Source organism: Actinoplanes sp. NPDC051513, from assembly GCF_044454685.1.
GTDB lineage: Bacteria > Actinomycetota > Actinomycetes > Mycobacteriales > Micromonosporaceae > Actinoplanes.
The window spans coordinates 117,206-139,597 of record NZ_JBITDW010000019.1; the positions used below are offsets into that span (position 1 = coordinate 117,206).

General features: G+C 70.6%; 19 protein-coding genes. 4 read left to right on the forward strand and 15 right to left on the reverse strand.

Annotation, left to right across the window (positions count from 1 at the left end):
* Window positions 1-8: 8 nt before the first annotated feature.
* Together ACIA5D_RS38755 and ACIA5D_RS38760 are read right to left on the reverse strand one after the other, a co-directional pair.
* On the reverse strand, window positions 9-2,363 hold the full coding sequence (locus ACIA5D_RS38755; RefSeq protein ID WP_396035468.1) for an EAL domain-containing protein: 2,355 nt from the start codon (window positions 2,361-2,363) through the stop codon (window positions 9-11).
* A gap of 106 nt (window positions 2,364-2,469) precedes the next feature.
* Window positions 2,470-3,858 (reverse strand): FAD-dependent monooxygenase, encoded by a 1,389-nt coding sequence (locus ACIA5D_RS38760; RefSeq protein ID WP_396035469.1) that lies wholly within the window; start codon window positions 3,856-3,858, stop codon window positions 2,470-2,472.
* Window positions 3,859-3,893: 35 nt separating this feature from the next.
* On the opposite strand from ACIA5D_RS38760, the gene ACIA5D_RS38765 reads away from it, so the two are divergent.
* Window positions 3,894-4,469 (forward strand): TetR/AcrR family transcriptional regulator, encoded by a 576-nt coding sequence (locus ACIA5D_RS38765; RefSeq protein WP_396035470.1) that lies wholly within the window; start codon window positions 3,894-3,896, stop codon window positions 4,467-4,469.
* Between the two features lie 79 nt (window positions 4,470-4,548).
* On the opposite strand, the gene ACIA5D_RS38770 is transcribed toward ACIA5D_RS38765, so the two are convergent.
* The 3 genes from ACIA5D_RS38770 to ACIA5D_RS38780 are packed head-to-tail and all read right to left on the reverse strand — an operon-like array spanning window position 4,549 to window position 7,888.
* Complete coding sequence (locus ACIA5D_RS38770; RefSeq protein WP_396035471.1) at window positions 4,549-5,292, reverse strand: succinate dehydrogenase/fumarate reductase iron-sulfur subunit; 744 nt, start codon at window positions 5,290-5,292, stop codon at window positions 4,549-4,551.
* Complete coding sequence (locus ACIA5D_RS38775; RefSeq protein WP_396035472.1) at window positions 5,292-7,232, reverse strand: fumarate reductase/succinate dehydrogenase flavoprotein subunit; 1,941 nt, start codon at window positions 7,230-7,232, stop codon at window positions 5,292-5,294. Before ACIA5D_RS38775 ends, ACIA5D_RS38770 begins: the two co-directional genes overlap by 1 nt.
* A 5-nt stretch (window positions 7,233-7,237) precedes the next feature.
* Entirely contained in the window at window positions 7,238-7,888 is a 651-nt protein-coding gene (locus ACIA5D_RS38780; RefSeq protein WP_396035500.1) for a succinate dehydrogenase cytochrome b subunit, read from the reverse strand.
* A 143-nt stretch (window positions 7,889-8,031) separates the two neighbouring features.
* Between ACIA5D_RS38780 and ACIA5D_RS38785 the strand changes: the two genes are divergently transcribed.
* A complete protein-coding gene (locus ACIA5D_RS38785; protein ID WP_396035501.1) occupies window positions 8,032-8,955 on the forward strand; it encodes a LysR family transcriptional regulator in 924 nt (307 codons plus the stop codon).
* Between the two features lie 77 nt (window positions 8,956-9,032).
* Here the strand turns inward: ACIA5D_RS38785 and ACIA5D_RS38790 are convergent, their stop codons facing one another.
* Complete coding sequence (locus ACIA5D_RS38790; protein WP_396035473.1) at window positions 9,033-9,746, reverse strand: maleylpyruvate isomerase family mycothiol-dependent enzyme; 714 nt, start codon at window positions 9,744-9,746, stop codon at window positions 9,033-9,035.
* Window positions 9,747-10,012: 266 nt separating this feature from the next.
* On the opposite strand from ACIA5D_RS38790, the gene ACIA5D_RS38795 reads away from it, so the two are divergent.
* Complete coding sequence (locus ACIA5D_RS38795) at window positions 10,013-11,674, forward strand: hypothetical protein (RefSeq protein WP_396035474.1); 1,662 nt, start codon at window positions 10,013-10,015, stop codon at window positions 11,672-11,674.
* A gap of 21 nt (window positions 11,675-11,695) precedes the next feature.
* Here the strand turns inward: ACIA5D_RS38795 and ACIA5D_RS38800 are convergent, their stop codons facing one another.
* From ACIA5D_RS38800 to ACIA5D_RS38840, 9 genes are read right to left on the reverse strand one after another with little or no spacing between them, the layout of a single operon-like run.
* Window positions 11,696-14,164, reverse strand: coding sequence for a hypothetical protein (locus tag ACIA5D_RS38800; RefSeq protein WP_396035475.1), 2,469 nt, complete (start codon window positions 14,162-14,164; stop codon window positions 11,696-11,698).
* Between the two features lie 34 nt (window positions 14,165-14,198).
* Complete coding sequence (locus ACIA5D_RS38805; protein WP_396035476.1) at window positions 14,199-15,617, reverse strand: phytoene desaturase family protein; 1,419 nt, start codon at window positions 15,615-15,617, stop codon at window positions 14,199-14,201.
* Complete coding sequence (locus ACIA5D_RS38810) at window positions 15,614-16,720, reverse strand: glycosyltransferase (protein WP_396035477.1); 1,107 nt, start codon at window positions 16,718-16,720, stop codon at window positions 15,614-15,616. The genes ACIA5D_RS38805 and ACIA5D_RS38810 overlap by 4 nt, the downstream gene beginning before the upstream one ends.
* A complete protein-coding gene (locus ACIA5D_RS38815) occupies window positions 16,717-17,469 on the reverse strand; it encodes a carotenoid biosynthesis protein (RefSeq protein WP_396035478.1) in 753 nt (250 codons plus the stop codon). The genes ACIA5D_RS38810 and ACIA5D_RS38815 overlap by 4 nt, the downstream gene beginning before the upstream one ends.
* Entirely contained in the window at window positions 17,466-18,044 is a 579-nt protein-coding gene (locus ACIA5D_RS38820; protein WP_396035479.1) for a GNAT family N-acetyltransferase, read from the reverse strand. The genes ACIA5D_RS38815 and ACIA5D_RS38820 overlap by 4 nt, the downstream gene beginning before the upstream one ends.
* A 2-nt stretch (window positions 18,045-18,046) precedes the next feature.
* The gene (locus ACIA5D_RS38825; RefSeq protein ID WP_396035480.1) at window positions 18,047-18,709 is read right to left on the reverse strand and encodes a monooxygenase; all 663 of its coding nucleotides are present in this window, start codon (window positions 18,707-18,709) and stop codon (window positions 18,047-18,049) included.
* 6 nt (window positions 18,710-18,715) lie between these two features.
* Window positions 18,716-19,189, reverse strand: a complete 474-nt coding sequence (locus ACIA5D_RS38830; RefSeq protein ID WP_396035481.1) for a YbaK/EbsC family protein — start codon at window positions 19,187-19,189, stop codon at window positions 18,716-18,718.
* Window positions 19,190-19,194: 5 nt separating this feature from the next.
* The gene (locus ACIA5D_RS38835; RefSeq protein ID WP_396035482.1) at window positions 19,195-20,196 is read right to left on the reverse strand and encodes an aldo/keto reductase; all 1,002 of its coding nucleotides are present in this window, start codon (window positions 20,194-20,196) and stop codon (window positions 19,195-19,197) included.
* A gap of 58 nt (window positions 20,197-20,254) precedes the next feature.
* A complete protein-coding gene (locus ACIA5D_RS38840; RefSeq protein ID WP_396035483.1) occupies window positions 20,255-21,067 on the reverse strand; it encodes an SDR family NAD(P)-dependent oxidoreductase in 813 nt (270 codons plus the stop codon).
* A 110-nt stretch (window positions 21,068-21,177) separates the two neighbouring features.
* Between ACIA5D_RS38840 and ACIA5D_RS38845 the strand changes: the two genes are divergently transcribed.
* A complete protein-coding gene (locus ACIA5D_RS38845) occupies window positions 21,178-22,050 on the forward strand; it encodes a GNAT family N-acetyltransferase (RefSeq protein WP_396035484.1) in 873 nt (290 codons plus the stop codon).
* Window positions 22,051-22,392: the final 342 nt, after the last annotated feature.

Below are 22,392 nucleotides of genomic sequence, written 5' to 3' on the forward strand. Positions count from 1 at the left end.
ACATATGGCTAGGCGCCGCGGCGGAGCTGGAAGTCCCTCTCCTCGGCGGCCAGGCGGGACGGGCGGTTGCCGTCGTCGCCGCGGACCAGGGCGGCGATCTCCTTGCGGGCCTCGTGACGCAGGCGGCGCAGGCGCGGCGCGGCCGGCTCGCGGGTGATGTAGCCCTGGATGTGCTTGATGCGGCGCTCGAAGATCTGGCGGAGCGTGAGCGGGGACTCGTCGTCAACGCCCTCGACGATGACCACGCGCGGGCCGTGGCTGGTGTCGCGGGCGACCGCCACCACCAGCGCCAGCTCTTGCAGCGCCTGGGGGTGGTGCAGGATCGCGCGGTCCACCTTGATCTGGGTCAGCGGCAGCTCGGCCATGCGGGACAGCGAGGCGTAGCCGGTGCCGAAGTCGTCGACGGCGAAGGCCACCCCGACGTCGCGGGCGATCGCGGCGAGTCGTTTGTGGAAGTACGCGTGGGGCTCGTCCGGCCACTGCTCGCCGTCGCGCGGCTCGATCGGGTCCTGCTCGGAGATCTCCAGGGTCACCGCGTCGGGCCGCAGCGACGCCTCGGCGATGGCCTCGCGCAGCGTCTCGACGTACGAGTCGTCGAGCAGCGCGCGCACGGAGACGTTTACCGACACCGGCTTGGGCTCGTCCCACGGGCCCTCGGCGTGCGCCACCGCGTACGACCGCAGCGCGGACCGCAGGATGACCTTGTCGCGCTCCACCACGAAACGGTCGCCCCAGGTCCGCGCGATCTGCAGCATCGCGAACGGCGCCCGGGACTCGTCGAGCGAGCGCCGCGCCAGGGCCTCGTAGCTGTGCACGCTCACGTTCGCGGCGGCGGGGCCGATCGTGATGACCGGCTGGAACACGATGCGGAACGACTGCAGCACCTCGTGGTAGAGGCGGAAGCAACGCTCGTACAGCGGGTTCGGCAGGCGGCCGAACGTCTCGCGCAGCGCGGTCAGCACCTGGATCTCGGCCTCGGCCGGCGACGCCGCGAAGTCGGTGCGCCAGATCGTCTCGATCACCTTGGCCATCGGCTGGCCGATCGCGACCAGCGCGGGCGGCGGATCGACCACGGCGAGCAGCAGGACCGTGTCGTCGCTTCGGCTGACCGGGACGCACAGCACCGTACGGGTCGCGTCGCGCGAGATCCGCCCGAACCACTCGAGGCTCGGCGGGCGCACCGGGTCGTCGGCGAAGTGCAGCAGCGTCTGCACGCCGTCCTGGTCGAAGCGGGCGGTCGCGTCGATGGTGGTGATGCCGGTGGGCGTGTATTCCAGCAGCGCCACCGACTCGGCGCCGGTCGCCGCCATGAGGTAGTGCACGCGGTCGGCCCGCAACATCGCGCCGGAGACCTGTGCCTCGCGGGCGGCGCCGGACAGCCGGTCGATGAGCCCGGCGATCGCGGTGGCGTGCCGGTCGATCGGGTTCTCCAGCGGCATGACCTCAACCGGACCCGGCCGTCGAGCGGAAACCGGCTGGGCAGCGGAAACCGTTTGGGCCGCGGGACGCGGCTCTGACGTGGAACTCGATCGCGGCGCGGGAATCGGCTCGAGCGTGATGACCGGGAGGGGATGCGGCGCGGGAACCGGGCCGGCATCGATCACCAGAGGCGCCGAACCGGGACCGAAGACGGTGAGCGCGGCCGTCGCGCCCCAGGACTGCACGACCGCCGACGGCAGCGGCTCGAGATCCTGGGACAGCACATAGCTGCTCAGCGCCGAGAACGTCACCCGCCCGTCGGCGTCGGCGGCCCCGCCGCGCAGCGCCTCGAGCACGTGGTGGGTGAGCACGCCGTGACCGTGTGACGGGTCTTCGCGGGCCGCGCTGTCGCCGGCGCAGGTGGCGAGCGCGCAGTACCGGGCATCGTCGCGGCCGGCGACGCTGATCAGGTCGACCGGCCGGCCGGGCGCCGCCAGGGGGCTCCCGGCGCGGCAGCAGTCGAGGATCAGCGTGGCCGAGCCGGCGAACAGCTCGAACACGTCCTGCTGCAGGTACGACATCCGCAGGCCGGCGTCGGGGTCGTAGCTGAGCGCGGCCTCGTCGAGGTCGGGGGTGACCAGGTAGACGTCGCTGCCGGGACTCCACGCCGGGGTCAGCGTGTGCCCGGCGAAGTAGACCAGCAACGAGTCGGTCGGGTCGGAGTTGAGGGCGATGCGGCGCAGCGCGGTCTTGATCGCGGCGGCGCTGCTCTGCGGGCCCGCGAAGATCTCGACGTCGGCCGGGTCGTGGGTGCCTATCCGGGGGTCGCAGAGCAGGTCACGGATCGCTTCGGCGTCGCGGACCGCGTAGCGCAGGCCGGGCAGGGACGCGCTGATACTCGAGTCGTCGACACCGACGACTACCGCAAAGCGCTTCTCTGTCACGGACTGTCCCCGGGGTCTGACGAATGCGGCGCCAGGTGATGGTACCGATTCGGCGGCGCCGATCAAGTTGATCAGATCTTGGGGACATCCACACTCGACCCTTGGGTCAGAAACCCATCGACGCACGGTAAGCGGCCACATGCGCCGGGTCGTGGGTTGCGCACCCGACGTAGTTGTCCGGTCGCACCAGCATCAAGGTCGGCGTGCTCACGTCGTACGCGAAAAATGCCGCCGGATCACTGATGCGATGGACCGGAAGCTGGGGTGTGGCGGCCGGTAGGTCGCCCGCCCAGTCGAAGGCGAGCAACGTGGCGTGCGGGCCGCGGAGAAGATCGAAGATCGTGGCATCGCCGCAGGGCGCGTCGGGCGCCCGGTCGCCGGCCCGGACGGCGCCAGGCGCATCGCGATGCTCGGCGGCCAGCGGACCGTGGCGGTAGTTGAGCGAGAGCTGGCGCAGCACCGGATCCTCGCGCGAGATCGCGTCCTCGTCGCCGTCCACGTGCCGGCGGTGCAGGCGGGTGCTGATGCCGAGGACGTCGGCGGCGACCGGCAGGCGCTCGGCCTCATAGGTGTCGAGCAGGGAATCGACGTCCGCCGCGAGCTTCCAGCCCAGGTTGTAGGCGTCCTGGATGCCGGTGTTGAGGCCCTGGCCGCCGGCCGGCGAGTGCACGTGCGCGGCGTCGCCCGCGAGGAAGACGTCGCCGACCCGGTAGCGCGAGACCATCCTGATGTTCGCTCGGAAGTGCGACGTCCAGCCGACGTGCGTGACCTTGATCGACGGGTCGACGGACGCCACGAGGTCGGGAATGGACAAATCGGATGGTGGCGCCGTGAGCTGGAAGTCTTCGGTGCCGGGGAGGGGGCACAGGCCAAGGCGGAACGAGTTCTCGGACGGCCATATGTGCCAATTTTCCCGGTCGAGCCCTTCGATCCGGACGTCGGCGATCATGAGGCGCTCGGTCTCGTGGGTCGTGCCCTCGAAGGGCACGCCGAGCAGCTTGCGAACCGTGCTCTGCCCGCCGTCGGCGCCGACCACGTAGCGCGCGGTGACGACCTCGCCGCCCTCGAGCGTGACCCGTACGCCGCCGTCGAGCTGTTCCAGGCCGGTGAGGCCGACCCCGAGCTCGACCGGTACCCCCTCGGCGAGCAGGGAGCAGGTCCGCCACTGCGGGACCATCAGGATGTTCGGGTACGGCACCTGGGGCGTCGGCGCGTGCAGCGGGTCCATCCGCCGCCGCATCTCGCCGCCGCCCGGCAGGTGGATGAGCAGCTCGGGGTAGTCGCTGCCGGCCGACCGGAACGCGTCGACGAGGCCGAGGTCGTCGAGCACCTCCTGGGTGCGCGGCTGCAGCCCCTTGCCGCGCGAGCCGGTGAACGGCGCGTCCGATTTCTCGACGATGCGGAACGGGACGCCGCGCCGCTGCAGGTCGCGGGCGAGGGTGAGGCCGGTCGGGCCGGCGCCGACGATCATTATGAACTTAGATTCACTGAACATGGATTCACCATACGGCGCGTTGGTATCCTGCGTCAATGGCGGAAACGGGTGTGCGCAAGCAGCGCGCGGCGCAGACCGAGGCGGAGCTCAAGGCGGCCGCGGTCCGGGTGTTCGCGCGCGTGGGCTACCTCAACGCCAAGATCATCGACATCACGGCGGAGGCCGGGCGCGCGACGGGCTCGTTCTACCAGCACTTCACGAGCAAGGAAGAGTTGCTGCAGCGACTGCTGGCCGACCTGCTGGCCGAGGGCGACGCGAGCGCCGGGATGGCCGAGCACTCCGACGATTTCTCGGACCGCGAGGCGATCCGCTTCCACGTCGCGGCGTACTGGGGGTTCTACCGCCGGCACCGCGTGGTCATGCAGGCGCTGCAACAGGCGGCCATCGTCGACCCGGAATTCGATCGGGTGCAGCGGGAGATGCTCGAGCCCGACCAGCGGCACATCGCCGATCACATGGCCAAGGCGGCCCCGTCGAGTGATCCGGTGGTGCTCGCGTCGATCTTCGCGGCCCTCATCTCGACGTTCGCGGCCACCTGGTTCGACAAGATCCCCGACGACGACGCGATCAAAACCTTGACCGATTTTCTGTACGGGGGGATCAACCGTTGATGCCGTGCCGGGCACCCCATTGTGCCCGGCACGGAGCCATCCGACCGCCCCGCCCGCCACCCAAAAGCGGACTAAAGCGTCACTTGTTCTTCAACGCCTTGCGGTAGTCGCTGTTGAGGCGGCCGATCAGCGTCAGCGGAATGCCCTTGGGGCAGACCGTGGTGCACTCGCCGGCGTTGGTGCAGCCACCGAAGCCGGCGTCGTCCTGCGCCTGGAGCATGTCGATGACCCGCGAGTCGCGCTCGGGCTGGCCCTGCGGCATCAGGCCGAGGTGGGCGACCTTGGCCGCGGTGAACAGCATGGCCGAGCCGTTCGGGCAGGCCGCCACGCACGCGCCGCAGCCGATGCAGGTGGCCGCCTCGAACGCCAGGTCGGCGTCCTTCTTGGGCACCGGGGTGGCGTGCGCCTCGGGGGCCGCGCCGGTGGGGGCGGTGATGTAGCCGCCGGCCTGGATGATCTTGTCGAACGCGGTGCGGTCGACCACCAGGTCCTTGATGACCGGGAAGGCCGCGGCCCGCCACGGCTCGACGTCGATCACGTCGCCGTCCTTGAAGTGCCGCATGTGCAGCTGGCAGGTGGTGGTGGCCCGCTCGGGGCCGTGCGCCACGCCGTCGATGACCATGCTGCACATGCCGCAGATGCCCTCGCGGCAGTCGTGGTCGAACGCGATCGGGTCGTCCCCGTCGAGGATGAGCTTCTCGTTCAGGACGTCGAGCATCTCCAGGAAGGAGGCGTCGGGGGAGATGTCCTTCACGTCGTACGTGACCATGCGGCCGTTGTCCGCCGAGGAGGACTGGCGCCACACGCGTACCTGGATGTCCATTACTTGTAGCTCCGGGTGCTGGGGTGGACGTACTCGAACTCGAGCTGTTCCTTGTGGAGGGTCGGCTTGCCGTCGGCTCCGGCATACTCCCAGGCCGCGACGTAGCTGAACTCGTCGTCGTGGCGCAGCGCCTCGCCGTCCGGGGTCTGCGACTCGGCGCGGAAGTGGCCGCCGCAGGACTCCCGCCGGTGCAGGGCGTCGATGCACATCAGCTCGGCGAGCTCGAAGAAGTCGGCGACCCGGCCGGCCTTCTCGAGGTTCTGGTTGAGCTGCTCGCCGGTGCCGGGCACCTTGACCCGCTGCCAGAACTCGTCCTTCAGCGACCGGATCAGGCCGATCGCCTTGGTCAGGCCCTCCTCGGTGCGCTCCATTCCGCAGTACTCCCACATGATGTGGCCGAGCTCGCGGTGGAAGGAGTCGACGGTGCGGTCGCCGTCTATCTCCAAGAACCGCTTTATACGGCCCTCGACTGCTTCGCGCGCCTTGACCACTTCTTCGTGATCTTGGGGAACCGGCGAGAACGGCCCGGCGGCCAGGTAGTTGCCCAGCGTCGTCGGCAGCACGAAGTAGCCGTCGCCCAGTCCCTGCATCAGCGCGGAGGCGCCGAGCCGGTTGGCGCCGTGGTCGGAGAAGTTGGCCTCGCCCACCACGAACAGGCCCGGGATCGTCGACTGCAGGTCGTAGTCGACCCAGAGCCCGCCCATCGTGTAGTGCACCGCGGGATAGATGCGCATCGGCGTCTCGTACGGGTCCTCGCCGGTGATCCGCTGGTACATCTCGAAGAGGTTGCCGTACTTGGCCTCGACCGCCTTCTTGCCCAGCCGGCTGATCGCGTCCGCGAAGTCCAGGTAGACGCCCAGCCCACCGGGGCCGACGCCGCGGCCCTCGTCGCAGACGTTCTTGGCGGCCCGCGACGCGATGTCGCGGGGGACCAGGTTGCCGAACGACGGGTAGATCCGCTCGAGGTAGTAGTCGCGCTCGTCCTCGGGGATGTCGCCCGGGGCTCGCTTGTCGTCGCCGCGAAGAGGCACCCAGACCCGGCCGTCGTTGCGCAGCGACTCGCTCATCAGCGTGAGCTTCGACTGGTGCGTGCCCGACTCCGGGATGCAGGTGGGGTGGATCTGCGTGTAGCAGGGGTTGCCGAACAGCGCGCCCTTGCGGTGCGCCCGCCAGCTTGCCGTCACGTTGCAGCCCTTGGCGTTGGTCGAGAGGAAGAAGACGTTGCCGTAGCCGCCGGAGGCGAGCACGACCGCGTCGGCCATCTCGGTGGTGATCTCGCCGGTGACCATGTCCCGGACGACGATGCCGCGGGCCTTGCCGTCCACGATGATCAGCTCGAGCATCTCGTGCCGGGCGTTCATCTCGATGTTGCCGAGGCCGATCTGCCGCTCCATCGCCTGGTAGGCGCCGAGCAGCAGCTGCTGACCCGTCTGGCCCCGGGCGTAGAACGTGCGCGACACCTGGGTGCCGCCGAACGAGCGGTTGTCGAGCAGGCCGCCGTACTCGCGGGCGAACGGCACGCCCTGCGCCACGCACTGGTCGATGATGTTCACCGACACCGTCGCGAGCCGGTAGACGTTGGACTCGCGGGCGCGGAAGTCGCCGCCCTTCACGGTGTCGTAGAACAGCCGGTAGATCGAGTCGCCGTCGTTGCGGTAGTTCTTGGCGGCGTTGATGCCGCCCTGCGCGGCGATCGAGTGCGCCCGCCGCGGGCTGTCCTGGTAGCAGTACGACTTGACGTGGTAGCCCGCCTCGGCCAGCGTCGCCGCGGCCGAGCCGCCGGCCAGGCCGGTGCCCACCACGATGACGGTCAGCTTGCGGCGGTTGGCCGGGTTGACCAGCTTGGCCGAGAACTTGCGGCGCTCCCACCGGGTCTCGATCGGACCGTCCGGGGCGGCGGTGTCGGCGATCGGGTCGCCGTCGTTCCAGTATTCGGACATTTTACTCAATCCACCAATCCCGTAAGGACCGCGAACGGCACCGACAGGTAGCCGACGACCAGGATCAGGCTCAGTACGAGGGCCGTGGCGCGGGCGATCACCTCGCCGCGGGCGGTCTGCTGGCCCAGCGTGCGGACCGCGCTGAACAGGCCGTGCCGCAGGTGGAACCCGATGGCCACGATCGCCAGCGTGTAGAAGAGCGTCACGTACCAGCGGCCGGGTGCGAAGTCGGCCACGACGTTCGCGTACGGCTTCCCGGCCTCGGCGTTCGGGTTCAGTGTGAGCGTCGTGAGATCCAGAACGTGGTAGATCACGAAGAGCAGGATGATCACGCCACCCCAGCGCATCGTGCGCGCCGCGTAGCTGCCCTGCACCTTGGGCCGGTGTGCGTACTTGACCGGCCGGGCCGCGCGGGCGCGCCGGGCGAGGATGGTCGCGGCCACGATGTGCCCGACCACCGCGATCGTGAGGCCGCCGCGCTGGATCCAGAGGTACCACTCGGTCGGCAGCAGAGGCGTGCCGATCGTGCGCAGCCAGTGCGCGTAGTGGTCGAAGGTCGTCTCGCCGAAGAAGATCTTCAGGTTGCCGATCATGTGCAGGTACAGGAACGCGACCAGCAGGATGCCGGTCACCGCCATGAAGATCTTCAGCGCCACGGACGAGGTCCGCTTCTTCGCCGGGGCGGCTGGCTTGGCCGCCGTCTTCGGGATTCTCGTGTCTACCGCCACAAGAGGAACGGTAGGAAGCCTCTGGCCATTCGTCTAATGCATGATCGGGTAGGTGTTCATAGAGATAGGCTATCCAGGTGCAGCTACAACAGCTTCGCTACTTCCTAGCGGTCGTGGAAACCCGGCATTTCACCCAAGCAGCGGACAATTCGGGCGTCTCCCAGCCGACTCTCAGTAAACAAATTCACACCCTCGAGCAGAGCCTCGGCGCGCCGCTGTTCGAGCGCATCCGCGGGGCCGTCACGCTCACCGTGGCGGGCGAGACGCTGCTGCCGATGGCCCAGCGGATGGTGGCCGACGCCGACGCCGCCCGCGAGGCCGTGCAGGACATCGTGGGCTTGCGCCGCGGCGACGTGCGGCTGGGCGCCACCCCCAGCCTCTGCTCGTCGCTGGTACCCGAGGTGCTGCGCACCTTCCGCGCCGAGCATCCCGACATCCAGCTGTACGTCAACGAGGGCAGCTCCCAGGACCTCATCGAGAACCTGCTGGCGCACACCCTCGACCTGGCCCTGATCGTCCAGCCCGACCAGGGCGTCGACCCGGCGCTGGCCAGCGTGCCGGTGCTGCGGGAGAGCCTGGTGGTGGCCTCGGCCTTCGACCGGCCGTCGCCGACGTTGTACCCCGAGATCGCCCTCTCCGAGCTCGAGCACACTCCGCTGGTGATGTTCCGGGCCGGCTACGACATCCGCGGCGTCACCCTCGAGGCCTGCCGGCAGGCCGGGTTCACGCCGAAGTTCGCGGTCGAGGGCGGCGAGATGGACGCGGTGCTCGCGTTCGTCGAGGCGGGGCTGGGCGTGGCGCTGGTGCCGAGCATGGTGCTGGCCAACCGGCCGATGCTGCGGGCGACGCCGCTGGCGCCGCCGGGAATGAGGCGGACCATCGCCCTGGCGCATCGCAAACGGTCCGTGCTTCCCCACGCCGCCGAGGCCTTGCGTACGACTTTGCTGGCGCACGTGGCAGCGGGGGAGCTGCCTTCGGGGGTGCGCCCGCTCTGATCGTCACCCGAAGTCGCGCTGAGTGTTGATCGAGGGCGGCCAGCGCTGATGCGTTCCAGACCCCACCCAATAGGGCGCTAGAACTGGCTGTTCTCCCACCAGCGGTCGTAAATGGTGGCGTCGCCCTCGATCAGGATCGGATCGCGGCGACGGTTGAGGATCAGCAGGAGATCTTTGACCGGCGCTTTGCAGATCGCGTCGGCCGGCCGCGCCTCGGTGATCCATTCCGGGCCGGCGGGGGTGAGCGTCACGTGCCAGCTCTGGCCGGTGTCGGTGGCGGTGAACAGTACGGTCTCGCCATTTCCGGTCAGCTTCTGGAAGTACTCGAAGGCCAGCAACAGATCGGCGATGCCGTCGGCCGCGAGGTCGGGGGCGAGATCGCCACCGGGGTCGGCGTCGAAGCGGTGGATGATCAGGTCGTGCAGCATGCGGCGCTGCCAGAAGCCGGCGGTCTGGAATTTCGGCTGCCAGGTCCAGACCTCGCCGTCGAAGCCGTGATCGGCGACGGCGGCATTCAGCCTCTGTGCGCCGGCCGTCAGCCAGGCCGCCCAGTCGTTCTTGTCGTCGGGCGCGTCGAGCAGCTTGTACTCGGCGGGGTGGTCGCGGCGCTCGACGATGATTCCGGCCGCGAGCCGGTGGCCGGTGCCGACGTGGGTGACGAGATCGCGAACGGTCCACTCCGGACATTTCTCGATTTTTTGGTCTTCATCCCGACGGGTCGCCGCGGCGGCGAAGCGGGCGGTCTCGGTCTCCAGTTCGACGGCGTACCGCTGTGGCGTCAGCCATTCCATGGGCGCGACCCTACCGTTTTCGACGTGGCTACCGCGCGCGGTTGTGACATTTCGATCTTGAATGGAGGGATCGCAGTTCACCGTGTTTCCGCCTGCTTGATCTTTCATTCGGTGGCTACTCTCCGTATTGAGTGGCGTTTCCCCGAAGAAGCGGGATCCACCTGGGATTTCTTCAGATTCCCTATTGCTTTCGACGGGCGGGTGGCTACTATTCGGCCTCGTTCCAAATCGACCAGGAGTAATCGGGCGGGAAAGGGTGGTGGGCAGTGTCGGACCTTGAGCCGGAACCCGAGCAGCCGGCCAGCCCCGCCGTCCGATTCCTCCTGGCCTTCATGATCGTGGTCGTGCTCATCGCCGTGGCCGGCGGCACGACCTGGTGGCTCTACTCGCAGAATCCCGGCGAGCAGAGCGCCCGCCCCGCGGGACCGTGCCCCGACACGCTCCTGCACGTCGTCGCCGCCCCGGAGATCGCCCCCGTGGTCCGGGACGCGGCGCGCACCGTCAACGGCGGTGCGGACTGTGGGGCGATCGGTGTCACCGCTCAGGAACCGGCCGTCACGGCCTCCGCCCCCGAGCAGCCCGACGTGTGGATCCCCTCCTCCAGCGCCTGGCTGCGGATCTCTCTGGTGGGCGGCGTCGAGGCGTACCGCGTGGACGGTGACCCGATCGCCCGCAGCCCGATCGTGCTGGCCGGGCCCACGACCATCGCCGGCCGCTACGCCAGCGGCGACCAGACCTCCTGGATGCGGCTGATGGCCGGCGTCGCGGGGCACCAGATCCCCGCGGTGACCATGCCCGACCCGCTGCACTCGAGCGTCGGCATGCTCGCCGTCTACGCCATCCAGACCGCCATGGCGAGCAGCACGCCCGACGCCGGCATCGCCCAGCTGCGGGCGCTGACCCTGCGCAGCCGGCTCAAGGACGCCTCCGCCGATCCGGCCGCGCTGCTGCAGAAGGTCGCCGCGCAGAGCGACGCGAACGCGGCCGCCAACGAGATCGGCGTCTTCCCGATCACCGAGCAGCAGCTGATCACCTATCAGCGCGGCGGGAACGCGATCGCGCTGACCGGGTCGTTCCCGTCCGACGGGCTGATCGAGGCCGACTACCCGTACGCGGTCTCCACCTCGACCAAACACGCCGGCCTCGCCGCGAAGCTGCGCGCGGCCATCGGCAAGCCGCAGCTGACCGAGGCGGGGTTCCGGACGTACGCGATGCCGCACACCGTCCCGGTGCCGGAGCGCTCCGACAAGCTGCTGGCGCCGGCCGTGCAGTGGGCGCAGTACCGCACCCTGGCGTTCCAGGTGCTGCTGCTGATCGACGCCTCGGGCTCGATGAACAAGCCGGCGACCGACAAGTCCGGCCGCCCCACGACGAAGGCGGGGCTGCTGCGCGACTCCGGGCTGGCCGCGACCCAGGTCCTCGGCGACGAGACCAGCGCGGGAATGTGGTTCTTCAACACCCCGACCCCGCAGAGCAAGCCGCACACCGAAGTCGTGCCCTACGGCCCGATCAACAGCAAGGTCGGCGCGGCGACCCGCCGTCAGGCGCTGGCCACGGCCATGAAGGGCTACAAGGCGCCCAACGAGGCGGGCACCCCGCTGTTCCAGACCATCCTGGACGGCCAGGCCGTCATGCGGCCCAAGGTGCAAGCCAACACGATCACGCTGCTGATCGTCCTGAGCGACGGCGCCGACGCCGAGTCGACGTACTCGATGCCGAAGAAGACGTTCCTCGACAAACTGGCGAAGTCACAGGACCCGCAGCGCCCGGTCCCGGTGATCGGGGTCGGCTTCGGCCCGGACGCCGACATGGCGACGCTCAACGACATAGCCAAGGCCACCGGCGGCAAGGCGATCGCCGCGAAGAACCCGGCCGACCTGTCGTCGGCGATGGCCAGGGCCTTCCTCGCCGCCCACGCCCCGGTCTGAGCCGCCCACGCCCCGGTCTGATCAGGGCGCCGGCTCGTCGCGCAGCAGATCTGTGACCAACTCGTCCTCGACTGTCGTCCCGTACTCCGCCCGGGTGGCCCGGTAGAACCTCTCGGCGCCGTCCACCAAGGACGGGTTTCCGTCGGCGCGGGCCTGGGCGAGCCGGATCGCGGCGTGCAGCGACGCGTGGCGCTTCTCGTACCGCTCGACCAGCCAGACCGACATCCGGCAGGCCTCGTCCGCCCGCTCCATCGCCTCGGCGCGCCGATCGGCCCGGGTGAGCAGGATCGCCCAGATGGCCATCGCCTGGGCGGCGCGGGGCAGCGCCGTGATGTCCCGATGCGCCAGCCGGCCGAGACCGCGCGCGGCGCGCTCGGCGGCCTTGAGACGCACGGCGGGCGGCGCGGCGCGGGTGACCGCGAGCACCGTCCAGGACGCGAGGAGATCTTGGTGGTAGCGGCCGTCCGGGGTGGCCTTGTCGATTCGCTGCCACGTCGCGGCGGCCTTGCGGGCGGCGGTGGCCGCCGCCTCGCGGTCGCCCATCGCCCGGCGGTAGCGAGCCTCGGCGGTCAGCGACCGGGCGAGCCGCACCTGCACGTCGGCGTCCTGCTCGGCCAGCGCCTCCCAGAGGACGGTTGCCTCGGCCTGGTGGGTGGCCGCGGCGCGCGGCTCACCGGCCTTGTCGAGCAGCCCGGCATGCGACTCGAGCTGGGTGGCGAGGCCGCTCGCGCTGCCCGCCGCCTCCCAGTGCCGCAGAGAGGTCAGCGAGTCTTCGACGGCCTCGGCGTGCCGGTCCAGGCCGGCCAGGGCCTCGGCCCGGCAGCCGTGCGCCCGGGCCAGGGCAAATGCCGGATAGCGAGGCCTGAGCCGCCAGAAGCCGATCGCCGTGTCGATCGGCTCGAGCGCCCGGCGGGCGGCGCCGGCCGCGACGAGTCGGCGTGCCAGGCGGTAGCCGAGGGGCGCGTACGTCGTGTCCGGCGCGCCCGTCCCGCGAAGCCGGCGGTAGAGGCGCAGGGTCAGGGTCGCCATCGGCGCCATGATCTCGGGCGGCCCGTCGAGGGGCATCGCCGCCTCCAGCGCCATCAGCGTGGCCGCGTCCAGGCCGGTCAGTCCGGCCAGGGCGTCGAGCAGCGGCCCGCCCGCCGCCAGCACGGCCTCCGGACGGCTTCGCAGCAGCACGCCGAGGTGATCGTGACCGAACGCGGCCCACCGCTGCGCCACGGCGACCGCGGTGGTGAGGAACGAGGACACCCGGTGGGGCGCCAGCACGGCGAGCACGACGGGCAGTTTGCCCGCGGTCCACGGGTCGGCGCCGAAGCCGCGGAGGCCGGTCGCCCAGAACGCGACGTAGTCCTCGGCCATGCGGTCCGGCCGGATCGGCGCGAGTACGTCGGCCGGGTAGCCCTCCCGGTGATCGTCGAGCAGGCGGCTTGCCTCGTCGCCGGTCGCGGCGAGCTCGGACGCGGTGACCAGCGCCGACGCCTCGCCGTGGCGCAGCGGGCCGGCCAAGCAGGCGAGGTAGACCGTGCGGGCCATGGCGTCTGTGCGGGCCATGGCGTCTGTGCGGGCCATGGCGTCTGTGCGGGCCATGGCGTCCGGGCGGGTTTCCAGGCCGGCTCTCTCGCGCAGCCGGGCCCAATGCTCGTACTCCCGGCCGAGCAGATAGGCGGAGATCGCGTCCGGCCCGGCGGGCACGTCGTCGTGGCGCTCGACGCCGTACACCTCGGCCAGCGCCCTCATCTCGATCTCCAGGGCGGTGACGCCGGGCGACCAGTCCTCGGGGGGCGGGACGGTCAGCGCCCCGGGGATCTCCAGCGCCTTCGCGAAGCCGTCCCGGGCTGCCTCGAAGAGCCGCTCCCGCTGGCCCGAGCCGGCCGGCAGGGGTTTGAGGGCCAGCACGGCGGGCTCGATGGCGAACTGGTCGCGCACATGGCGGCCGATCCGCTGCCACCAGCCGCCGGCCGGGCGGGTCAGCAGCAGGATCCTTGTCCGGCGGTCGTGCAGGCGGGCGTCGGCGAGCACCGACCTGATCAGCGGAGCCGGCCAGCGTTCGGCGTGGTCGACGACCACCAGCCGGCTGTGGCCGTGGGCGGGGACGCGGTCGGGCGCGGGGCGCGAGCCGGGCCGGGCCGTGAGCAGCGTCCAGCCCGCGACCGCGGACCGGCCGGCGAGCTCGCGGGCGAGCCGCGTCTTGCCCTGGCCGCCGGCGCCGTGGACGAGCATCACGCCGAACTGGTCGTGGCCGTCCCGCCAGGCGCGGAGGTGCTCGAGTTCCTCGGCGCGGCCATGGAAGGCAATGAACCGGTGCGCGTCGGCGAGCAGCCGGCTCGGCTGCCCGCGGAAACTTTCCGGCGTGGCTGCGGCCGGCAGGTCGTGCGGGACGATCCGGTAGCCCGGGTCGGTCCGGTGGGTGTGGAGGTCGCCGCCCCGCACGACGTTGACGATGCTCTTCGAGCCGGCATCATCCACCGGGCTTTCGAAGCGGTCCACTGGCACCCCCACCGTCGGAGGCAACAAGTATCGATCAGGCCGGGCCGATCTGGGTGACCGCAATCTGCGCGGAAAGAGCGACCATCGGCAGCCCGCCTCCGGGATGGACGGAGCCACCGACCAGGAAGAGGTTGTCCAAGGGACCGCGGTTGGCGGGGCGCAGCAGGGCGCCGGTGGTGCCGTAGATGGCGCCGCCCGGCGTAGCGGTGGCGGCGGCCAGGTCGGCGGGGGTGCGGGTCTCGCGGAAGAGGACGCGGTCGCGGACGTCGAGGCCCCGGTGTGCCAGCAGGTCGAGGATGTGGTCGGCGTAGGAGTCGGCGAGGCCGGGGCGGCGCCAGTCGGTGGCCTGCCGGGACGTGCCGTGGCGCGGGGCGTTGACCAGGACGAACCAGGCCTCGGCGCCGGGCGGGTGGACCGTGGGGTCGTTCGCCCGGGTGACGAAGATGGTGGGGTCGTCGGCGGGGCGGGCCCGGCGGGCAGGAGAGCCGAAGATCGCGTCGAACTCGGCGTCGTAGTAGGCCGGGAAGAAAACGTTGTGGTGGGCCAGTTCCCGTGTCTCGCCGCGGATGGCCAGGAGCAGCACGAAACCGGCGAGGCTGCGGTCGGTCAGGGCCGGCAGCCGGCCCGGCGTCGGTAGCAGGTCGCGGTAGAGGGTCAGGGCGTCCACATCGGACACGATGACGTCGGCCGGAACGAAAGTGTCGTCGGCGCGGACGCCGGTGGGCTCGACGGCGGTCACCTCCGAGTTGAGGACCAGGCGGGCGCCGAGGGCCTCGCAGCGGGCGACCATCGCGTCGGCCAGGGTGGTCAGGCCGCCGGGCAGGTACCAGCCGCCGAAGGCCAGCTCGGCGTACGGGATCGCGGCCAGTGCGGCGGGAGCGTGCCGAGGGTCGGCGCCGGCGTAGGTGGCGTAGCGGTCGAGGAGCATGCGCAGATGGGGGTCACGCAGGTAGCGATAGCCCAGGTGGCGCAGGGTGCGGCCAGGGGCGATCGCGGCCAGGTCGGTCAGGCGCCAGGACAGGGCGGCCAGGGTGGCGGGGGTGACCGGGCGGCGCAGGACGGAACGCCAGGAGGCGCGCCAGATGCGTTCGGCCCGGCGCCAGAAGCGGTGCCAGTCGTCGGCGGCTTCGGGGCCGAGGACGGCGGAGATGCGGTCCAGGAAAGTTTCGTGGGAGGACGAGGAATCGAGGACGGCGCCGTCGGCGAAGACGTGCCGGACCACCGGGTCGAGCGGCTGAAGCGGCAGGGTGAGGCCGAGGTCGGTGAAAACCTGGGGGAGTGTCAGCAGGCTCGGGCCGGTGTCGAAGCGAAAGCCGTCCCGCTCGTAGCGGCCCAGCTTGCCGCCGGGGGCGGAGGCGCGCTCGTGGACCTCGACGTCGTGGCCGGCCTCGGCCAGGCGGATGGCGGCCGCCAGACCGCCGACGCCCGCGCCGATCACCACTGCGCGGCTCATAGGGAACGGCCTCGCCAGGTGAGGGCGCCGCGGCGGCGCAGGGCGAAACTGCGGGCGGTCAGCCAGGCGAACAGGATCACGGACACGGGGTGGGCCAGGGCATCGGGCCAGGCGCGGGCACCGGTGGCGTACGCGGTGATGGCGCGGCCCGCTACGGCCAGGACATACGCGCCGAGGGCGACCAACGACGCGCGCGAGAAGCCGGTCACGGCCAGGATCGGCGTGGCCGCGGCCGGCAGCGCGTACAGAAAAAGCAGAAAGACCACGACGAAAGCCGCCGCCGGACCGGAGCCGAACGATGCCCAGAGCGACTTGGTGTATCCGGCCGTGAGGTCGCGCCAGGAGGTGTACATCCGACATGTCGCCTGGTGGGAGGCGTCGGCGAGGGCGATGCGGCCGCCGGCGCGCTTGATCTGCCGTGCGAGCGCGATGTCCTCGAGGATCTCGGCGCGCACGGCGGCGTGACCGCCCGCCCTTTCGTAGCCGGCGCGATCGATGACCAGCCATTGGCCGCCGGCGGCCGCCAGCGACGGGCGCGGGGAACGCTCCATCAGGCGCAGCGGCAGGAAGGTGATCCAAGACCATTGGAGCAGCGGTTGCAGCAGGCGGCCGGTTCCGGTGATTTTCGGGTACGGCGAAAGCAGCGTCACCCGGATTTCGCGAAACATGGTCGTCGCCCGGGCGAGGGCATGCGGGCCGAGAATCACGTCGGCATCCACGAAGGACAGGACGTCGGCATCGCCGGCCGCCGCGGCCAGTTGCTGGCAGGCGTGCGGTTTGCCCAGCCAGCCGTGCGGGAGCGGGGCGCCGGCGATCAGGTTGACCTTGTCGCCGACGATCGATCGGACCAGTTCGGCGGTGCCGTCGGTGGAGTTGTCGTCGAGGACGTGGATCGTCAGATTCGGGACGTCGCGCTGGGCCAGCAGCGCCTCGAGGCAGGGGGTGACGCGGTCGGCCTCGTTGCGCAGGGGCAGGAGAACGGCGACTTTCTCGGTGATTTCGTTCGGGGTTTCCGTCGTTGTCCGCAGGCGTCGCAGGAGGGCGGCGTTGACGGCGGTGTGCGCGGTCAACGCCGCCCAAGGGAGCAGAAGCAGCCAGATCATCGGCGTTTCACCTGATGGGCGGCCAGCGGAAGGATGGCGATGCCCATCAGGAGGGCGCCCCAGGCCGCGGACACCGGGAGGCCCAGGAACACCGCGTGGGCTAGCACGGAGGAAGCGTACGTCCAGAACCAGAGCGCGATGATCGGCGCGTCGGCGCCGGCCGGGGTTTTTATCGAGTTTCCGCCGGCGACGGAAAGCGCGGTCATCAGAAGGATGGCGAAGGCCAGCCAGCCCAGGTAGTTGCCGAGCGGGACGCCGGGGATGCCGGGGAGCGCGGGGGTGGGGTCCTGCCAGCGCCAGTAGCCCTCGGCGACCATCTGCGGGTCGAGGAAGACATCCCATGCGGCGAGGCCGAAAGCGGCGATCGACACGCGGGCGGCTCGTGATCTGCTCAGGCGGATCGCCGCCAGCCACGCCGGCCAGGCCATCCAGGTCCAGGCCAGCGGGATGATCAGGGGGACGCCGAGAAGCTTCGGGCCCAGTTCGCCGGAATAGTCGTAGGCGCCGAAAGGAAAGCCGGTGGCCACGCCGATCGCCTCCACGGCGAAACCACCGAAAGTGGCCATGGCGACGAGGGCGAGGGCGGCTCGCGGGCCTCGGGTTGCCGCGGCATGGGCGACCGAGAGGATGTATCCGATAAGGACCGTTAGAACGGTCAATCTTGCCCGAGCGTCGCCCTCGGCCAGCGGGTAGCAGATCTGGGTGAGGACGAGGGCGGCCAGCAGCCCCCAGAACGGGTATTTCCTCAAATGCCGACGATGCCCGGTGCGTCCTCGGCGGGACGGTCGACCATCGGCAACTCGCGGCCCAGGATCGCGAACGCCCGCTCGTCGCCCGGGAAGTAGAAGTCCCGCAACACGTCGACGAACTCGAAGCGGCGATAGAGCCGCCATGCCCGCGACTTCTGCTCGTCCGCCTCGGGCGTCGACAGCAGCACGGTCTTGCCGTCGGCCATCGCCAGCAGGGCCCGCAACTGGCGCGCCCCGATGCCGTGGCCCTGGGCGGCCGGCCGCACGTGCAGCTCGACCACCTCGAAGCAGTCGCTGAGCCAGTGGTCGCGGGCCGGGTCGTCGAGCGCCGAGCGCACCTGGTCGTGCCACCACTGGCCGGGGCCGGACGTGTAGCCGTACCCGAAACCGGCGAGCCGGCCGTCGGTGGTGAGGGTGGCGACCGCGCGGAAGCCGGGCCTGCGCACATGGGCGCCGATGTAGCCCCGGCGGGTCTGCAGCAGCTCCTGGCGGTAGCCCATCGCCTCGCCGTAGACGGCGACCACGTCGTCCAGCCGCCGCAGCAGGTCGTCCGGCTGCCACGCAACGAGCCTCATACCTAAGTCTGCCCCTCCTCCAGCCACCCCAGCACCGACCGGTCGCCCGTGATGCCGCGGACGGCGAACCGGGCGAACAGCTCCTCGGCGTACCACCGATCGGCGGCGGTGCGGGCGATCACCGCACGGTGCTCCGGCTGACGGTACGCGAACCGCGTCAGGTCCGCCGCATCCCGCCACACGCTGACCGTGCCCTGCCAGCCGATCGGCGCCTCGCCGATGCCGAAGCCGGCCAGCAGCCCGGGGGCCGTGTGCAGTTCGCGGATCACCGGAGGGATCGCCTGCCAGAACCGGAATGCCCTGGTGGGGCGCAGGCGGGCCCGGGTGATCGCGAGGACCGTTCCGTCGGGTTTTCTTGCCGCGGCCTCTTTTGATCCGGCCTCGAACGGCTTGCGGCCCGACCAGCTGCCCCGGCTGTGCAGAGGGTCGAGCTCGACGACGGCTCGTTGCACGGCCAGGCGGTTCCAGGCGGGGTAGTCGACCGGCCGGTCGCTGACGGTCACGGCCGCGTACCTCGTCAAGTCCGCGTTTTTGAGTTCAAAGCCGTTACTCGTACCCAAGAATTTGACAAAACGGGCCTGATGCCGCCGTGCCCGGGCGAGTTGCAGCATGGCCGCGGCGATCCGCCGGCGGGGCACCCGCCAGACGTGCAGCGTGACCAGCATGCGGCCTCAGGCCACCTCGGCGGGCGTGCCGTCGGTGACCCGCACCAGCTCGGCGTAACTGATCGGGAAGACCGCGCGCGGCACCCCGCCGGCTGCCCAGATCACGTCGAACTTCTCCAGGTCGACGTCGACCAGCGTGCGCACCGGCTTGGGATGGCCCAGCGGCGCGACCCCGCCGATCGCCTGGCCGGTGTGCTCGCGCACGAACTCGGGGGTGGCCCGGCGCAGCTTGGCGATGCCCAGCCCGGCCGCGACCTTGGCCGTGTCGACCCGGTGCGCGCCCGAGGTCAGCACCAGCAGCGGCTCGCCCTCGGCGTCGAAGATCAGCGAGTTCGCGATCTGGCCGACCTCGACGCCGAGCGCCTCGGCCGCGGCCACCGCGGTGTGCACGGCGTCGTCGAGCACGACGACCTCGGAGGTGTGCGCGCCCGCGGCCTCGAGGGCCTCGCGGACGGCGACCACATTGGGATGCGATTCCATGCCACTCATTCTGCGATCAGGGCCTTGCCGAACACCCACGGGCCGATGCCGTCGATGAAGTCGTGCGGGAAGCCGCGCTCGAAGTCGGTCGCGGTGGTGAGTTTCTCCACCTGCTCGGGGCTCAGGGTCACGTCCTTCGCGCCGAGGTTGTCGGTGAGCTGCTCGAGTGACCGGGCGCCGATGATCGGGACGATCGCCTTCGATCTCGCCGCCGTCCAGGCGATCGCTACCTGCGACGGGGTGGCGCCGATCTCGTCGGCGACGTCCTGCGCCGCTTGCGCCGCCTTCCGTTGCCGGTCGTCGATCTTGGCGGGGTCATGTCGCGTGGATCCCGTCGGATTTTTCCCGTATTTTCCGGACAGGATGCCGCCGGCCAGCGGGCTCCAGGCGGTCACGCCGAGTCCCAGCGATTCCGCCATCGGCAGAAGCTCGCGCTCGATGTCGCGGTCGATCACGTTGTAGGGCACCTGGAGGGCGGTCAGCGGGTTCCATCCGTGCCACTCGGCGAGGGTCTGGCCGCGCGCGACGACCCAGGCCGGCGCGTCGGAGATGCCGACATAAAGGACCTTTCCCGATCGTACGGCGTCGTCGAGCGCCCGCATCGTCTCTTCGATCGGCGTCGACTTGTCCCAGACGTGCACCCAGTAGAGGTCGAGGTAGTCGGTGCGCAGCCGGCGCAGGCTGGTCTCCAGCGAGAGGCGCAGGTTCTTGCGGGCGTTGCCGCCGGCGTTCGCGTCGTTCTGATCGCGGCTGGTCGTGTACTTGGTGGACAGCACGAACGACTCGCGGCGGCCCGCGAGGAGGTCGCCGAGGATCTCCTCGCTCTGCCCATCGCGGTAGTTGATCGCCGTGTCGATCGCGTTGCCGCCCGCCTCCACGTACGCGTCGACGATCTTGCAGCACTCCTCGGCCGGCGCGCCCACGCCGCCGTGCTCGCCGAAGGTCATGGCGCCGAGAATCAGCTCGGACACGCGCAGGCCGCTGGTGCCGAGGGTGCGGTATCTCATGCTGCCTTTTCTACAACCCTGTTCGCCGGCTCGCCTCTTCTTTCTTACTCGCCTCTTCTTACCGGCCGACGGCCTCGGCGCTGGCGTCCCACAGCCGGCTCGCCAGGGCCGCGTCGGCCGCATGCGGCTTCGGCTCCTTCGTCCGGTGACCGACGTAGTAGCCGCCGCCGGCCAGGTCGTCGTCGGGGACGGTGGCCAGCCAGGTCAGCAGCGCGCCGGCCTTCTCCGGGCTGACCAGGAAGGGGGCGTACCGGTAGAAGAGGCGCAGGGCGCGGCCGGCGCCGAAGTTGGTGCGCACCACGCCCGGGTGGAACGAGATGCTCTTGATATCGGGCCAGCGGCGATGCGCCTCGGCGGCGAAGAGGATGTTGGCGGACTTCGACCGGCCGTAGGCGCTGTAGGCGCGGTACCTGGCCGGGTCGCCGACGAATTCTCCGGGGTCGGGCGGACCCTCGCGGTGCGCCTCGGAGGCGGTGTTGATCACGCGCTGGCCCGAAAGCCGTTCGCGGAGGAGGTGGGTCAGCAGGAACGGGGCGAGGTGGTTGCCCTGGATCGTCGCCTCGAAGCCGTCCTTGGTCCGGCGGTACTCGCCGACCATGCCGCCGGCGTTGTTCGCCAGGACATCGATCTTCGGGTACGTGGTGAGCAGGTGATCGGCCAGCCGGCGTACGTCGTCGAGGGACTCGAAATCGGCACGGAACTGGCCGGGCTTGCGGCCGTTGGCCGCTCTTTCCACTTTCTGTACGGCCGCGGCGAGCCGCTCGGGATTGCGGCCGACCACGACCACCTCGTCGCCCTTGGCGGCCAGCTGCTCGGCGGCCGCGAGGCCGACGCCGGAGCTCGCGCCCGTGATCACGATGGTCCGGTCCATGCCGAGCCCCTTCACCTGTCGATGTGTCGCACCTCCGCTGCATCCTGTCATCCGGATCCGTCTGAGAGGGGACTAGAAATCTCTGACCTGAGTCAGAGATTATCGGAGGCGTGAACCAGATCGAGCTTGTGCGTGATTTCAACCGGTATTACACGCGGCGCCTCGGGGTGCTGGGAGACCACTACCTCGGGCTGGAACGGCCGTGGAGCGAGTCGCGGCTGCTCTTCGAGATCGGGGAGGGGGCCGATCTGCGCTCCCTGCGGTCGTTGCTCGGGCTCGACTCGGGCTATCTGAGCCGGATGCTGAGGTCTCTCGAGGGCCAGGGGCTCGTGGAGGTGCGGCCGCACCCCCGGGACGGGCGGGTGCGGGTCGCCTCGCTGACGCCCGCGGGTGCGGCGGCGCGGGCGGAACTGGATTCCCGGGCCCGGGAGAGCGTGGGTTCGCTGCTCGGGCGGCTCACGTCCGCCCAGCGGGACCGGTTGGTCGCGGCCCAGGAGCAGGTTCGCCGGCTGTTGCGGATGGCCTCGGTGGAGATTGCCCTCATTCCGGATTCATCGGATATCGCGCGGTGGTGCCTGCGGCAGTATGCGGGCGAGCTCGACGCCCGCTTCGCGTCGGGATATTCGGAGAGCGCACTGCTGCGGCCGGGCGAGCTGGCTTCGACGGGCGGCGAGTTTCTGGTGGCCTCGGAGGAGCCGGACTCCGCCGTCGGGTGTGGAATCTGGCAGGTGCTCTCCCCGGGGGTGGCCGAAATCCGCCATGTCTGGATCGACCCGGACTGCCGAGGGCTCGGGCTGGGGCGGCGGATGCTCTCCGAGCTGGAGAGCCGGGCCGGCGTGCAGGGGTATCGCACGCTGCGACTCGGCACCAACCGGGCGTTGCCCGAGGCCGCGGCGCTGTACCGGAGCAGCGGATACCGCGAGATCCCGCCGTACAGCGACGCGGAGTACAACGAGCTCAACTTCGAGAAAGTTCTGTCGTAGCGGGCGGGCGGATTTTGTCGTACAGGCGTGCTAGTCTCTCGGATAGTTAGAACGGATGTTCGAAGCCTCCCCTCGGGAGCTTCGGGGTTCGTCCTGGCACCGGGAGCGATGTTTCGCGGCGTGGCTCCCGGGTGCGGCACCCGCGAAGTGCCGCACGAGAGGCTCCGGGCATTCGCGGGTCCGGTGCCCTCAGACAAGGCAGGACCGTCGCCCGCCGCCCCCCGACCCCCGGGTGGTGGGCGACGGGCCCGCCGGCAGGGTCCGGCCGGGTGTGGTGTGGGGAAGCTTCACGCCCGGCCGGCTCGCCCACACGGGCGCTGCGTCTTCCTCCGCAGCGATCGG

Excerpts from the sequence above, each read along its gene's own strand:
- ACIA5D_RS38760 (WP_396035469.1), bottom strand. The coding sequence starts at position 3,858 with ATGTTCAGTGAATCTAAGTTCATAATGATCGTCGGCGCCGGCCCGACC.
- ACIA5D_RS38840 (WP_396035483.1), bottom strand. The coding sequence starts at position 21,067 with ATGGACCGGACCATCGTGATCACGGGCGCGAGCTCCGGCGTCGGCCTC.
- ACIA5D_RS38825 (WP_396035480.1), bottom strand. The coding sequence starts at position 18,709 with ATGCTGGTCACGCTGCACGTCTGGCGGGTGCCCCGCCGGCGGATCGCC.
- ACIA5D_RS38820 (WP_396035479.1), bottom strand. The coding sequence starts at position 18,044 with ATGAGGCTCGTTGCGTGGCAGCCGGACGACCTGCTGCGGCGGCTGGAC.
- ACIA5D_RS38810 (WP_396035477.1), bottom strand. The coding sequence starts at position 16,720 with ATGATCTGGCTGCTTCTGCTCCCTTGGGCGGCGTTGACCGCGCACACC.
- ACIA5D_RS38835 (WP_396035482.1), bottom strand. The coding sequence starts at position 20,196 with ATGAGATACCGCACCCTCGGCACCAGCGGCCTGCGCGTGTCCGAGCTG.
- ACIA5D_RS38830 (WP_396035481.1), bottom strand. The coding sequence starts at position 19,189 with ATGGAATCGCATCCCAATGTGGTCGCCGTCCGCGAGGCCCTCGAGGCC.
- ACIA5D_RS38805 (WP_396035476.1), bottom strand. The coding sequence starts at position 15,617 with ATGAGCCGCGCAGTGGTGATCGGCGCGGGCGTCGGCGGTCTGGCGGCC.
- ACIA5D_RS38775 (WP_396035472.1), bottom strand. The coding sequence starts at position 7,232 with ATGTCCGAATACTGGAACGACGGCGACCCGATCGCCGACACCGCCGCC.
- ACIA5D_RS38765 (WP_396035470.1), top strand. The coding sequence starts at position 3,894 with ATGGCGGAAACGGGTGTGCGCAAGCAGCGCGCGGCGCAGACCGAGGCG.
- ACIA5D_RS38790 (WP_396035473.1), bottom strand. The coding sequence starts at position 9,746 with ATGGAATGGCTGACGCCACAGCGGTACGCCGTCGAACTGGAGACCGAG.
- ACIA5D_RS38770 (WP_396035471.1), bottom strand. The coding sequence starts at position 5,292 with ATGGACATCCAGGTACGCGTGTGGCGCCAGTCCTCCTCGGCGGACAAC.